The organism is Nocardiopsis sp. CNZ308, from assembly GCF_004217075.1.
This window is the reverse complement of sequence record NZ_SHKJ01000001.1, coordinates 1,537,027-1,550,033: the sequence shown is the minus strand read 5'-3', so window position 1 is coordinate 1,550,033 and position 13,007 is coordinate 1,537,027. Positions and strand designations below refer to the sequence as shown.

The window sequence follows — 13,007 nt, the reverse complement described above, 5'->3', positions numbered from 1 at the left end:
CGCGCTCGCCGACCGGAGCCGTGACAGGGCCTCGCCCACGGGGACCGGTGCGGGGGCGCGAGCGGCCGGACGCCGGGCGCCGCCGGAGCGCGACCGCCAGCGACAACGCCCCCGGGGCCCGGGTTAATCCCGCCCCGCGCCTCCCGCCCCCGCGGTCCGGCCGCTCTCGTTCAGCCGCTCCCGCTCAGTCCTTGCCGGCTCAGCCGCTCCCGCTCAGCCAGTCCGCCCGGCCACACGCCCGCGCCGAGGACCCGCACCCCGCCGGACGGGGTGACCACGGCGTCCACCGGCCGGTCGTGCGGCTCGGCGGGCAGCGACTCCACGAACTCCTCGTCGTGGACCAGGGCGATCGCCGGGGTGTGCGGGCCCTTGCGGGCCAGCGCGCGGTCGTAGCACCCGGCGCCGCGCCCCAGGCGCGTCCCCCGCCGGTCCACGGCCACGGCCGGGCAGACCACCGCGTCGGCCCGGGCCAGCGCGTCGGGCCCGTAGCGGCGGCCCACGGGCTCCAGCAGCCCGTGACCGGCCGGGGCCAGGGAGTCCGGCCCGTCGAAGGCCGCCCAGTCCAGTTCGCCGCCGGGCAGGAACACGGGCAGCAGCACGTAGGCGCCGCGCTTCCACAGCGCCGCCACCAGCTTGCGGGTGTCCGGCTCGCCGCCCACGGAGTAGTAGCAGGCGACCGTCCCGCCCATGGCCAGCCACGGGACGTCCAGCAGCGCGTCGCGGACCGCCGACCCGGCCCGGGCGCGCTCCTCGGGACCCCGGGCGCGCCGCCGCTCCAGGAAACCCCTCCGCAGCCCGGCCTTGGCCTCACGCAGTCCGTTCTCGCCCATGGCCCCAGTGTGGCACCGCCCCGACCCGGCCGGTTGCCCCGTGCGGTGAACAAGCGGTGGCGGTCCACCCTCCGCCACCCGAAACCATCCGTACTTCTTGGCGCCCTCCTGTGTGTGCAGGCGCGGAGACGGCCGACCGCTGGCCTAAAGTGCCGACATGAACGACTCCACCGACCACAAGCGACCCTCCGGTTCCGTGTCCGTCACGAAGGCGGTCGTACCCGCCGCGGGCCTGGGCACGCGCTTCCTGCCCGCGACCAAGGCCACGCCCAAGGAGATGCTGCCGATCGTGGACAAGCCCGCGATCCAGTACGTCGTGGAGGAGGCGGTGGCCGCCTCCCTCCAGGACGTCCTGATGATCACGGGCCGCAGCAAGCGCTCCATCGAGGACCACTTCGACCGGGCCTACGAGCTGGAGGAGGCGCTGGAGGCCAAGGGCGACGACGCCCGGCTGCGCTCGGTGCGCGAGTCCAGCGACCTCGCCCAGGTGCACTACGTCCGCCAGGGCGAGCCGCGCGGCCTGGGCCACGCGGTGCTGTGCGCGCAGGCGCACGTCGGTGACAACCCCTTCGCCGTCCTGCTGGGCGACGACCTCATCGAGTCCGCCGACCTGCTGCGCCGCATGATCGAGGTGCGCGAGCGCCACGGCGGCAGCGTCGTCGCCCTCATGGAGGTGGAGCCCGAGCAGGTGTCCCTGTACGGGTGCGCGGGCATCGAGCCCACCGACGAGGACGACGTCGTCACCGTCACCGACCTGGTCGAGAAGCCCGCCCCCGAGCAGGCGCCGAGCCGCTGGGCGATCATCGGCCGCTACGTCTGCGACCCGGCGGTCTTCCCCGTCCTGCACGAGACCCCGCCCGGCCGGGGCGGTGAGATCCAGCTGACCGACGCCCTGCGCGAGCTGGCCCGGCGCAAGCCCGAGGACGGCGGCACGGTGCACGGCGTCCTCTTCCGCGGCCGCCGCTACGACACCGGCAACAAGGCCGACTACATCCGCACGGTCGTGGACTTCGCCTGCCGGCGCCCCGACCTCGCCGACGAACTGCTGCCCTGGCTGAGCGACTTCGTCGACCGCGCGCGGGCCCAGCGCCCCTGACCGGGACTCCCGAGCGCCCCGACCGGGGCCCGGCGCACCGCATACGGGGCCGGACGCGGCAAGAATGGGGCGCGAGCCGTCTCCTGAGGGAGGGGAGGCGGGGCCACCACAGGAACCGCGAACCGGGAGGAACCCCCGTGAAGAGCGTCGAACAGCACATCGCCGATGTCCTGGCACTCATCCCCGACCCCGTGCCGACCGAGCTGGACCTGCTCCAGGCACACGGCGCCGTGCTGGCCGAGGCCGTCACCTCGCCCGTCTCGCTGCCGGGCTTCGACAACTCGTCCATGGACGGGTACGCGGTGCGCGCCGCGGACCTGGAGTCGGCCTCGCCGGACCACCCCGTGCGGCTGCCGGTCGTGGCCGACATCCCGGCGGGCGACCCCTCCCCGACCGCGGTCCTGCCGGGTAGGTCCGCCCGGATCATGACCGGCGCGCCCATGCCCTCGGGCGCGGACGCGGTGGTCCCGGTCGAGTGGACCGACGGCGGCACGGCCAGCGTGACCTTCGACCGGCCGGTGAAGGAGGGCAACGCCGTGCGCCGCGCGGGGGACGACGTCACCGCGGGCGCCACCGTGCTGCGGCCGGGCGTACGCGTCGGCCCGGGGGAGATGGGCGTCCTGGCGGCCGTCGGGCGCCGCTCGGTGCCGGTCTACGCCCGCCCCCGCGTGATGGTGCTCTCCACCGGCGAGGAGCTGGTCGAGCCCGGGCGTCCGCTCGGCCCCGGCCAGATCTGGGAGTCCAACAGCTTCATGATCGCCGCCGCCGCGCGCGACGCCGGGTGCGAGGTGCACCGCCACGGGTTCGTGGGCGACCACCCGCAGACGGTGCGCGACACGCTGGACGACCTGCTGGTGCGCGCCGACATCGTGGTGACCACGGGCGGCGTGAGCATGGGCGCCCACGACGTGGTCAAGGAGGTGCTCACCCGTGAGGGCACCGTGGAGTTCGTCCAGGTGGCGATGCAGCCGGGCAAGCCCCAGGGCTTCGGCGTGATCGGCCCGGACCGGACCCCCATCATCACGCTGCCCGGCAACCCGGTGAGCGCCTTCGTGTCCTTCCAGGTCTTCGTCCGGCCCGCGCTGCGCCGCCTGCGCGGGCTCGACCCCCGGCCGCTGCCGAGCATGCGCGCCCTGCTCACCTCGCCGGTCACCTCCCCGCCCGGGCGCCGCTCCTTCCTGCGCGCGGTGCTGGAGGAGTCCCCCTACGGGCGCGACGCCGAGTCCACGGTGTCCCCGGCCGCGCACCAGGGCTCGCACCAGCTGTCCGCCCTGGCCGGGGCCAACGCGTTCGTGGTGGTGCCCGAGGAGGTGACCGAACTGGCCGCGGGCAGCCGCGTCGAGGTGGTGCGCCTGCCCGAACCTGCCTGAGCCGCGCCCGACCGGGTCCGCGGACCCGTGGAGCGGGTGCCCCGGGAGTGCCGTACGGTCGTGGTGGCGCGCTCCGGCGCGCCCGGACGCGGCCGACCGGCCGCGTCCCGCGTTCCGAGCGGAGGAGTTGGCGGGCCCATGACCGACACCCCACGGCGGGAGGGGGCCGACCACCCCTCCGGGTTCACCCACCTGGACGGATCCGGCGCCGCCCGCATGGTCGACGTCTCGCAGAAGACGGTGAGCGCGCGCACCGCCACCGCGTCGGGCCGGGTGCTGCTCGGCCCCGAGGCCGTCGCCGCCCTGCGCGGGGGAGAGGTGCCCAAGGGCGACGCCCTGGCCGTCGCCCGCATCGCCGGGATCCAGGCGGCCAAGCGCACCCCCGACCTGGTGCCCCTGTGCCACCCCATCGCCGTGCACGGAGTGGACGTGGACCTCACCGTCGTGGACGCGGGCGTGGACATCCGGGCCACGGTCCGCACCGCCGACCGCACCGGCGTGGAGATGGAGGCGCTCACCTGCGTCATGGCCGCGGCCCTGGGGCTGGTGGACATGGTGAAGGCGATCGACCCCGCGGCCGAGGTCACCGGGGTGCGCGTCGAGGAGAAGACCGGAGGCAGGAAGGGCCACTGGAGGCGTGGTGACTGACGCCCCCGTCCCCCGCGTGGCGGTCGTCACGGCGTCCAACCGGGCGGCGGCGGGAGTGTACCCGGACCGCTCCGGACCGGTCGTGGCCGAGGGGCTGCGCGGGATCGGCTGCGAGGTCGTGGGGCCATGGGTGGTCCCCGACGGCGAACCGGTGGCTCAGGCCATCGGCCGCGCCCTGGACGAGCGGCTCGACGCCGTCGTCACCACCGGGGGGACCGGTCTGACCCCGCACGACCACACGCCCGAGGTGACGCGCGCTCTGCTGTCCTACGAGATCCCCGGGATCGCCGAGGCGCTGCGTGCGGCGGGCCGGGACAAGGGCGTGCCCACGGCGATCCTGTCGCGCGGCCTGGCCGGGGTCGCCGAGCGCGCGGGGCACCGGATGCTCGTGGTCAACCTGCCCGGCTCCCGGGGCGGTGCCGCCGACGGGATGGAGGTGCTGGCGCCGGTGCTGCGGCACGCGGTGGACCAGCTGCGCGGAGGCGACCACGCCCGCTCCGAATGACACCGGACAATGACCGGAATCACATCCCGGGCATTCCGACCGTTGAGAATTCCTTGGGACAGGGCCGGTTTTCGGTACGGGAGTATTGGAGTTAAGAATCAGCCGATTCTTGTCCGCTGGGGCTACCGCAGCCATGCCGCGTCCCGGGGAGTGGAATACTGGAGCCCGTCACCGGCGACGGGAACCCGACGCCTCCGCGTCCGGTGTCGCAGCGCTGGGCTACGGTGCCGAGGGCATCGAAGGGACGGTCGTGAATCGCAGACATGGGTGGCCCGTCACCCTCCAGGAGGGTTCGGTCGTACTCCGGCCACTGCGGCTCCGCGACGCCGCGGCGCTCCGGGACACGCGTTCGCGCAACGAGGAGTGGCTGCGCCCCTGGGAGCCCACCTATCCGGAGATGCCGCTGCGCACCACCGGGCTCACCCCCTACGTCTCGATGCTCCAGTCCATCCGCCACGAGGCCAGGCAGGGCCTGTCCATGCCCTGGGCGGTCCTCTACGGCGACAGGTTCGTCGGCCAGATCACGGTGGGGGCCATCGTGTGGGGCTCGGCCCGGTCGGCGCAGGTCGGGTACTGGATCGACAGCGCCCACGCCGGGCTCGGCATCACCCCGACCGCGGTCGCGCTGGCCGTGGACCACTCCTTCTTCCGCGTCGGGCTGCACCGGATCGAGGCCAACGTCCGGCCCGAGAACCGGGCGAGCAGACGCGTGGTCGCCAAGCTGGGCTTTCGCGACGAGGGCGTGCGCAGGAGGCAGCTGCACATCGACGGGGCCTGGCGCGACCACATCTGCTACGCGATCACCGCTGAGGAGGTCCCCCGGGGGCTGATGTACCGGTGGCGCCACGAGTCCTCTTCTTCCGGACCGTCCGGGGAACCCGGTTCCGGCCCTGGTTCCGCTTTGGGGCCACAGGGCCCGAACGGCGGCCGGGATCCACACGATCCGGCGAGTCCGTACCCGGAGCCGAACTGAACGTGCCAACATCGCAGAAGCATCCGGAACTTAAACCTGACTTTAGTGACATTGAATCATTACTTTGCGTTGAATTGGGACTGCACTCCGCAGTCGTTGGCTGACCTGTACTTTCACCCCCGGGGTCAGGGCGTCCGAAACTGAGAGTCCACAATCTTGCGACACTCCGGTCAGAATGTGGCGCATTTATGGACACGGGGTCGTACCGTGCGGAACATAGACGCATTGACGATGCGGGCAACGCGTGGATATGGCGCACCGGAAACTCCCCGGGTCCGGGGAGGGACGGGTGCGGCGCTCCCCGGCGGGACGTCTCCGTCCCCGGGGGCACCACGCGGCGCGGTGTCGACGAGGTGTCGATCAACGTCCAGTGGCCGTCATCGTGAGGAGGGGTGATGAGCAGCTCTCCTCTGTACCTGGCCATCGTGGTGGTGTGGCTCATAGTCCTGGTGCCGATGCTGCTGCGGAAGGACCCCGACACCTTCCACGAGGACCCGCGGGAGGACGAGGAACCCGCGGGGACCGAGGCCGACGAGGCCGGGGAGGACGCCGAGGGGCGTGCGGAGGACCCGGACGCCACGGAGACCCGGGTCCTGCGCCGCGACGACCACGACACCGCACCGGCGAACGCCCCCGGGCCCGCCGGGGACGCGCCGCGCCCGGGGCGCTACCGCGCCGAGTCGGGGCCGCGCGCCCGCGTCATCGCCCGCCGCCGCCGTCGCACCACGACGCTGATCCTGGTGAACGCCGCCACCCTCGTGGCCGTGGCCCTCGGGCTGGGGCCCTGGTGGGCGGCCGTCCCGCCGGTGCTGCTGTTCGCCGGACACCTGGTCCTGCTCCGTGAGGCCGCCAAGGCCGACGCCGAGCGCAGGGAGGCGGCCCTGCGGGCCCGCCGCCGTGAGGTCCTGCGCGCCCGCCGCGACGAGGCGGAGCGGCGGCGCGAGGCCGAGCGCGAGGCCGAGGTGATCGCCCTCAAGGAGCGGCGCAGCCAGGTCTACGACCAGTACGCGGACGCCCGGCTGCGGGCGGCCGGGGACTGATCCGGTCCGGGACCGGTCCGGCTCCGGACCGGGAACGGTTCGGGCCGGGGCCGCGTCCCCTCCGGACCGAACCGGGAGAAGCCGGTTCGGACCACTCCGGGTTTCCTGCTAATGTGGATCTCGTCTTCGGGGCTATGGCGCAGTCCGGTAGCGCACCTCGTTCGCATCGAGGGGGTCTGGGGTTCAAATCCCCATAGCTCCACCGCAGACAGCAAGGCCCCTTCCGGGTTCGGGAGGGGCCTTCGCCGTGTTCCGGGGGACGTCCCCGGGAGATCTCCGGCGGCGGTCCCGTGCTCTTCCCCGGCGCGGAGGGGCCCGCACGGCGCCCCGGCGCGTACAGCCGGACGGGCCCCGGTCCGGAGGCGGTGCTGCTGTTCCCTGCGGCGGGAGGTCGTTTCCGGACCGGAGCCCCGAGTGTCACCGGCGAAGCGGCTATCCCCTGTCGCGGGGCGGCCGGTACCCGTCCAGCGTACTCCCCGCCTTCGCGGCGGGGCAGGCCTCCGCAATCTTTACAGTGGAAACCCGCCGTCGTAGGGTGCGGAGCCATGGCACACGGATACCACCACGGGAACCTCAGGGCCGCCGTCCTGGAGAAGGCGGCCGAGGTCATCGCCAGGGAGGGGCCCTACTCCTTCAGCCTGCGCTCGCTGGCACTCGAACTCGGGGTCAGCCACACCGCCCCCCGGCACCACTTCGGCAGCCGTGAGGGCGTGCTCAACGCCCTGGCCACCGAGGGCTTCCGCGAACTGGCCGCGCGGCTGCGGGCCAACCGCGAGTCCGGCGGGGGCTTCCTGGAGGCGGGCGTGGAGTACGTGCGCTTCGCGACCGGCCACCCGGCGCACTTCGACGTGATGTTCGCCCCCAGCCTGCTGAGCGACGACGACGCCGAGCTGAACGCGGCGCGCACGGCGGCCTTCGACGAGCTCCGCGCCGGTGTGGACTCCCTGGCCCAGGAGGGCCGGGAGGTCGAGGACGCGGCCGCCGCCATGGTCGCGGGCTGGTCGGTCGTGCACGGCATCGCCACGCTCTCCCTCACGGGGAACCTGGAGGGCTCGGGGTTCGGGGACCTGTTCCGCGACGCCGACCTGCTCACCGTCACCCGCCGCAGCGCCGGGCTGCTCTTCGGCCCCTCCGCCGCGGGCCGGGGCCCCTCCGAGGGGGAGTAGGCCCGCCCGGCGTCCCTGCGCGCCCGCCGCGCACAGGACGCGTCCACGCGGGCGTTCTCGGTACTCCTGGGACTCGTGGCGCTGCTGACGCCGGACGGGCTCCAGCGTCCGGCTGGCGGCCGTCCGCCGACCGCTGGGGCCCGACCCGGCCGGAAGGCCTCAGCGCCCGGAGACGTACTCGGCCCGGACGGCGTAGATGGCGGCCTCGGTGCGCGAGTGCACCTGGAGCTTCTCCAGGATCTTGCGGACGTGGTTCTTGACGGTGTTCTCGGTGATGAACAGCCGCTCCCCGATCTCCCGGTTGTTCAGGGAGCGGGCCAGCAGCTTGAGCACCTCGGTCTCGCGCCGGGTCAGCTCGGGGATGGTCGTGCGGCTGGGCGGGGCGCTCTCCTGCTTGGCCAGCTCGGCGAACTCCCCGATGAGCTTGGTCGCCATCGCCGGGTTGATGAACGAGTCGCCCTTGACGATGGCGCGCACCGCCTCGGCGAGTTCGGTCACCGAGATGGCCTTGAGCAGGTAGCCCGTGGCCCCGGCCTTGAGCGCGTCGAAGAGGTCGCTCTCGTCGTCGCTCATGGTCAGCATGATGAACCTGGTGTGCGGCACCGCCTCACGGATGCGCGAGCAGGCGTCGATGCCGCTGGTGTGCGGCATCATCACGTCCATGATGACGACGTCCGGACGCAGCTCGGCGGCCAGGCGAACGGCTTCCTCCCCGTCGTTGGCCTCGCTGACCACGTCGATGTCGGGCTCCTCGTCCAGGACCGACACCAGGCCCCGGCGGAACAGCGCGTGGTCGTCCACGACCATGGCGCGGATCGGGGCGGCCGGAGCGGCGGGCTCCCCGGGACAGGGGGTCTGGGCGGGGAAGAGGGGGTGTGCGCTCATGGATCTCCTACCCGTCCCGCCCCTGGCCGTGTGACGGGCTCTCACGCACCGGGTACCCGGGTCTGTCCGGGCGGACGCGGTGCGGGCATGTCCAACCGCCGGCCAGGAGGAGAAGGGCCGGCCGGGGGAGACGGATGCGCATGGAGACCTCCTGCTGGGGCTGCCCATTGTCTCATGTGCGCTCGGTGAGCGGAGTGGTAACGGACGAACTCACCGCCCGCTACCCCGGTCGCACCCGCGGGAAACGGTGCGAACGACACCGCGGGAACGGCGTGGAAGGGTGCCGCCACCATGGGCCCGGGAAGAGGGAAGTGGGATATGCGGTTTTGTACATGACCGAAACACGTGCTCTGGGGACTCCCCCTCCGCGGGCGCGCCCGCGGAGGGGGGACGAAGGCGCCATGACGCAGAGTCACGTTCAGACAGAACGGATGTGATGGTGCAAAGCTGGCATAGCTCTGCTTTCCGACATTAGGTTCAGTAGGTTCTCCCTGGTAACAGCCCGTGTTGATCTCCGGGGTCGCGCCCAAACGCGCCGCCGGATATCCGGATTTCCCGCCCCGGAGAAATGGGAACGCCGTCGCTCTCCGTTATATTCATGGTGTTGATTTGACCTGGCTGATGTCTTGTTTTGGCAGGCCGCCAAGCTGGAAGTTGTTCTGTCAGCGGTAATGAAAGCCCTTCTGAGCTGGGAAGACAAGCCAGGATTCGGCTATTCGGGCCATGCTTCAGCGGGCTTCGGCGGTGTCCGTGCCATAAAATGATGAACATTCGCCCATGGGGCTTGCGGACCGAGAGCGCTCTACGCCATCGTGGTCGTGGGATGGGCTGGAAGCCACACGAAAGGTAGATGCCATGACCACGCGCGTGATTACTGCCCGTGACAACGGGTGGGCCTGGCTGTAACCAGTCCGCCGAAAGGGTTCCGCCGAACCCCGGCACAGGGACCCGACCGGACCCCCGAGGACCGGTCGGGTCCTTTCCTCGTCCCCGCCTCCACCGTCCGGTCCGCACCGCCCCCGGAAGGCGCCGGGACGGGGATTTGACCGAGCGCGGCACCGGGTAGGGATCCGGACACCGAACCCCGGCCCCGGCAGGGGCCCACCGCGCGACCGTGAAGGGGCGGACCGTGTCCGACTCCCCGAAGTACCCCGGCGGATACCACCCCGAAGAGTCCCCGCCGCAGGACCCCCTGGCCACGCCGGGGGACCCCGTGTCCCCGGCGGAGGAGCACCGGCCACCGCCGGAGGCCGCACCCGTGGGGGGATACGAGCCCCCGCCCCCCGAGCCCCCGCCTCCCGGACCGCGTGAGACCACGGTCGAACCGGTGGAGGAGGAGCCCGCGGTCGCGGCGGAGCGCTTCCGGCGCACCACACCGGCCCGGCGCAAGGTCATCCCCGCCCGCAGGACCGGCGGGCACTGGCGGCTGCTCGCGGGAACGACGACCTACGTGATGGTGGTCGGCGGGATGGCGGACTACGTCGATCCGCAGACCCGCGCGCTCGCCCACCTGGTGTTCTGGCTGATCATCGGGGGCGCGTTCCTGATCACGCTCAACCGCGAGCGCCGCCACGGCTGGGAGCCGGGCCCGCGCTGGCCCTGGCTGGCCGGGGCCTTCGGCGGAGCGCTGGCGGTGGAGGTCCTGGTGCTGGCCTTCGGGTCCCCCGCGATCATCGTGGGCTCGGTGATCCTGCTGGGCCTGGCCCTGTTCGTGCTCATGCTCGTGGGGTGAGGCCGCTGGTCGGGGCGCGGGAGGGGCGCTGGCCGGGGGCCCGCGTCAGGTGGCCTCGTCGTCGAAGGGAGGGCGCTTGCCGTTCAGCCGGGCCGCGGGCTTGCTCTCCTGCTCCTCTTCCTCCCAGAAGTGCTTCTGCACGAAGCGCCGGGGGTTGAGGTCCTGCACGTCGAAGTCCTTGAACTCCGGGCCCAGCCCCTCACGGATGTCGTTGGACGCGGAGTTGGCCATCGTCCGCAGCTGGCGCAGCACCCTGCCCACCTGCTGGGCCGCCTTGGGCAGCTGGTCCGGACCGAAGATCAGCAGCGCGAGCAGGAGGAGGACGACGAACTCTCCTCCGCTGATGTTGAACATGCGCGACCTCAGTCCTTCGGTGTACCGACCGGCTTCAAGCAGGTTAACCGGTATCGGGAGGCTTGGGTAACCTCACCCCGGTCGTCCGCAAAGGGGTGGACACGGGCCAGCCCCCCGCTCGGCGAGCGGAGGGCTGGGCGCGGGCGCTCCACCCGGTCCCGGCTGCTCGGGTGCGCCGTCAAGTAAGGGAAAGCGGACGCGGAAGGTGCCGTCGGGCGACCGGGAATTCCGTCGACCGCGTGGAAAGGACGGCTCTATACCGCTTTGACGTCAGCGGCCTGCGGGCCCTTGGGGCCCTGGATGATGTCGAAGGTGACCTTCTGGTCCTCTTCCAGGTTCCGGAAGCCGGTGCCCGAGATCGCCGAGTAGTGGACGAACACGTCGGGCTGACCGCCCTCTACGGCGATGAACCCGAAACCCTTCTCAGAGTTGAACCACTTCACGGTGCCCTGAGCCATGTGCACTCCCTTGGGGACTACTGCGGGGCCGCACCCTGCTGGCCCCGGGCCGCCGGGCGCCTGACCGACGGGTGAATCCCGCACCGGCGAGCGCCCACGTGAAGTTCCGCGAGGCGCCCCGGGCATCCATGGAAACTACAACAGCAACCAGTTGCCGACATTACCAGGGAGGGTGCTGCCCTGCCGAGGCCTTCCACACGGGAATCGCGCTCTTTCCCTGTCCTGTTTCGGCTACTCGCAGCTGTTGATTTCCGTTCGCCGGACCACTAATGGGGCGCGGCGAACACGGGCGCGCCGGGGCGCCGTTCACTAACCGCCGTTGCCGTAGATCCACACGTCGAACCACATGCGTTCACGCCACATACCCTCGTCGATCGGATACGCCGACAACACCGGGTAGAAGTAGGCGAAATTGGCCACGATCAACAGCAGGACCACGCCGTAGACGATGCCGCCCACCGCGCGCGTGTAGGGGGCGAAGCGCGGACTGTCCTCCCCGGCGCCCATCGCCAGGCCCAGTGCCAGCACGATCGCCAGGACCAGGAAGGGCAGCAGCGGGACGGCGTAGAACAGGAACATGGGCCGGTCCGGGTAGGCGAACCACGGCAGCCACCCCGCGGCCACGGCCAGCAGCACCGCCCCGGCCCGCCAGTCGCGGAAGGTCACCCACCAGCCGAGCATCACCGCCAGCGCGAGCAGGCTGGACCACCAGATGACCGGCGTGCCGATGGAGACCACGGAGGTGACGCAGTCGCCCGTGTCGCACGAGGCGACCTCGCCGTTGTAGTGGAACATCACCGGGGTGCGCATGACCAGCCACTCCCACGGCGCGGAGATGTAGGCGTGGTCGCTGGTCAGGTCGGTGTGGAAGGTCATCATCCGCTGGTGGTAGTCCACCAGGCTCCACAGCGCCTCCACCGGCGGCCGCAGGAACCCGGGCACCCACTCGGGCGCCATGCCGTCCGCGTAGCCGCGGTTGTAGCCGCCGCGGGTGAACAGCCACCCCGACCACGAGACCAGGTAGACGACCCCCGCGACCACCACGGTCTGCACGAACGCCGGGACGGCGTCGATGCCCAGCCACCGCCAGAAGAAGCCGCGCTGGCCGACGCTGCTGCGGGCCCCGTAGTCCCACGCCACCGTGAGCAGGCCGAACGCCGCGACGAAGAACAGGGCCGACCACTTGGTGCCCACCGCCATGCCGAAGCACAGACCGGCCGCCAGCCGCCACCAGCGCATCCCCAGCCAGCCCACCGCCGCCAGGTCCCCTCCCGCCTCCGCCAGGCGGGCCATCCGCTCCCGGGTGCCGTCCCGGTCGATCACCAGGCAGGCGAACCCGGCCAGGATCCACAGGGTCAGGAAGATGTCCACCATGGCGATGCGGCTCAGCGTGAAGTGCAGGCCGTCCAGCGCCATGATCAGCCCCGCCGTGCAGCCCAGCAGCACCGAGCGGGTCATCCGCGTGGCCAGCCGCACCAGGATGAGGACCGAGAGCACCCCGGCCACGGCGGAGGCGAACCGCCAGGCCTCGGGGGTCATGGTCGTGCCGAACGGCAGGAGCGACCACAGCCAGTCGCCCAGGGCGATCATCCACTTGCCCACCGGCGGGTGCACGATGAAGTCGCCCGTGCCGGTGAAGATGTCCTGGTACCCCTGGGCGAGCAGGTCGTCGGCCTCGACGGGCTCCTCGACGGTCTCGTGCTCGTAGCCGAAGTTCCAGAGCCCGTAGGCGTCCTTGGCGTAGTAGGTCTCGTCGAAGTAGATCCGGTCGGGCTGGCCGAGGTTGAAGAACCTCAGCACCCCGGCGAACAGCGCGACGGCGAAGGCGCCAAGCCAGCCCAGCCAGCGGGGCGCGGGGTTGACGGGCAGGAAGCGGGCGCGGATCCGCGCCGACCGCGGCGGGGGCGAGGGCTCTGCCTCGGAGAAAGGTGCGGTGGTGGTCATCTCGGC

General features: G+C 72.1%; 13 protein-coding genes and 1 tRNA gene. 9 read left to right on the top strand and 5 right to left on the bottom strand.

Annotated elements, in window-relative coordinates; all coding sequences use genetic code 11:
* Positions 1 to 170: 170 nt before the first annotated feature.
* Positions 171 to 830 carry a 5-formyltetrahydrofolate cyclo-ligase gene (locus EV372_RS06605; RefSeq protein ID WP_130395273.1) on the bottom strand — a complete coding sequence of 220 codons (660 nt, stop codon included), beginning with the start codon at positions 828 to 830 and terminating at the stop codon, positions 171 to 173.
* 157 nt (positions 831 to 987) lie between these two features.
* Between EV372_RS06605 and galU the strand changes: the two genes are divergently transcribed.
* The 8 genes from galU (at position 988) to EV372_RS06565 (ending at position 7,628) form a co-directional block, all read left to right on the top strand.
* Positions 988 to 1,926 carry a UTP--glucose-1-phosphate uridylyltransferase GalU gene (gene galU, locus EV372_RS06600; RefSeq protein WP_130395272.1) on the top strand — a complete coding sequence of 313 codons (939 nt, stop codon included), beginning with the start codon at positions 988 to 990 and terminating at the stop codon, positions 1,924 to 1,926.
* A gap of 137 nt (positions 1,927 to 2,063) precedes the next feature.
* A complete protein-coding gene (gene glp, locus EV372_RS06595; RefSeq protein WP_130395271.1) occupies positions 2,064 to 3,296 on the top strand; it encodes a molybdotransferase-like divisome protein Glp in 1,233 nt (410 codons plus the stop codon).
* Positions 3,297 to 3,434: 138 nt separating this feature from the next.
* A complete protein-coding gene (moaC, locus tag EV372_RS06590; protein WP_019609858.1) occupies positions 3,435 to 3,944 on the top strand; it encodes a cyclic pyranopterin monophosphate synthase MoaC in 510 nt (169 codons plus the stop codon).
* Positions 3,937 to 4,449, top strand: a complete 513-nt coding sequence (locus EV372_RS06585; protein ID WP_130395270.1) for a MogA/MoaB family molybdenum cofactor biosynthesis protein — start codon at positions 3,937 to 3,939, stop codon at positions 4,447 to 4,449. The genes moaC and EV372_RS06585 overlap by 8 nt, the downstream gene beginning before the upstream one ends.
* Positions 4,450 to 4,699: 250 nt before the next feature.
* The gene (locus EV372_RS06580; protein WP_130395269.1) at positions 4,700 to 5,422 is read left to right on the top strand and encodes a GNAT family N-acetyltransferase; all 723 of its coding nucleotides are present in this window, start codon (positions 4,700 to 4,702) and stop codon (positions 5,420 to 5,422) included.
* A gap of 395 nt (positions 5,423 to 5,817) precedes the next feature.
* Positions 5,818 to 6,462, top strand: a complete 645-nt coding sequence (gene sepX, locus EV372_RS06575; RefSeq protein ID WP_130395268.1) for a divisome protein SepX/GlpR — start codon at positions 5,818 to 5,820, stop codon at positions 6,460 to 6,462.
* Between the two features lie 128 nt (positions 6,463 to 6,590).
* Positions 6,591 to 6,664: transfer RNA gene (locus EV372_RS06570), tRNA-Ala, on the top strand.
* 343 nt (positions 6,665 to 7,007) lie between these two features.
* Positions 7,008 to 7,628 carry a TetR/AcrR family transcriptional regulator gene (locus EV372_RS06565; RefSeq protein WP_130395267.1) on the top strand — a complete coding sequence of 207 codons (621 nt, stop codon included), beginning with the start codon at positions 7,008 to 7,010 and terminating at the stop codon, positions 7,626 to 7,628.
* Between the two features lie 159 nt (positions 7,629 to 7,787).
* On the opposite strand, the gene EV372_RS06560 is transcribed toward EV372_RS06565, so the two are convergent.
* Complete coding sequence (locus EV372_RS06560; RefSeq protein ID WP_130395266.1) at positions 7,788 to 8,513, bottom strand: response regulator; 726 nt, start codon at positions 8,511 to 8,513, stop codon at positions 7,788 to 7,790.
* Positions 8,514 to 9,642: 1,129 nt separating this feature from the next.
* Here EV372_RS06560 and EV372_RS06555 point away from each other — a divergent pair.
* Positions 9,643 to 10,245, top strand: a complete 603-nt coding sequence (locus EV372_RS06555) for a hypothetical protein (protein ID WP_130395265.1) — start codon at positions 9,643 to 9,645, stop codon at positions 10,243 to 10,245.
* A gap of 45 nt (positions 10,246 to 10,290) precedes the next feature.
* Here EV372_RS06555 and EV372_RS06550 read toward each other — a convergent pair whose 3' ends face one another.
* The 3 genes from EV372_RS06550 to EV372_RS06540 all read right to left on the bottom strand — a co-directional run bounded on the left by EV372_RS06550 (position 10,291) and on the right by EV372_RS06540 (position 13,001).
* The gene (locus tag EV372_RS06550) at positions 10,291 to 10,599 is read right to left on the bottom strand and encodes a sec-independent translocase (RefSeq protein ID WP_019609852.1); all 309 of its coding nucleotides are present in this window, start codon (positions 10,597 to 10,599) and stop codon (positions 10,291 to 10,293) included.
* 254 nt (positions 10,600 to 10,853) lie between these two features.
* Positions 10,854 to 11,057 (bottom strand): cold-shock protein, encoded by a 204-nt coding sequence (locus EV372_RS06545; RefSeq protein ID WP_013155080.1) that lies wholly within the window; start codon positions 11,055 to 11,057, stop codon positions 10,854 to 10,856.
* Between the two features lie 309 nt (positions 11,058 to 11,366).
* A complete protein-coding gene (locus tag EV372_RS06540) occupies positions 11,367 to 13,001 on the bottom strand; it encodes a dolichyl-phosphate-mannose--protein mannosyltransferase (protein ID WP_130395264.1) in 1,635 nt (544 codons plus the stop codon).
* Positions 13,002 to 13,007 lie beyond the last annotated feature (6 nt).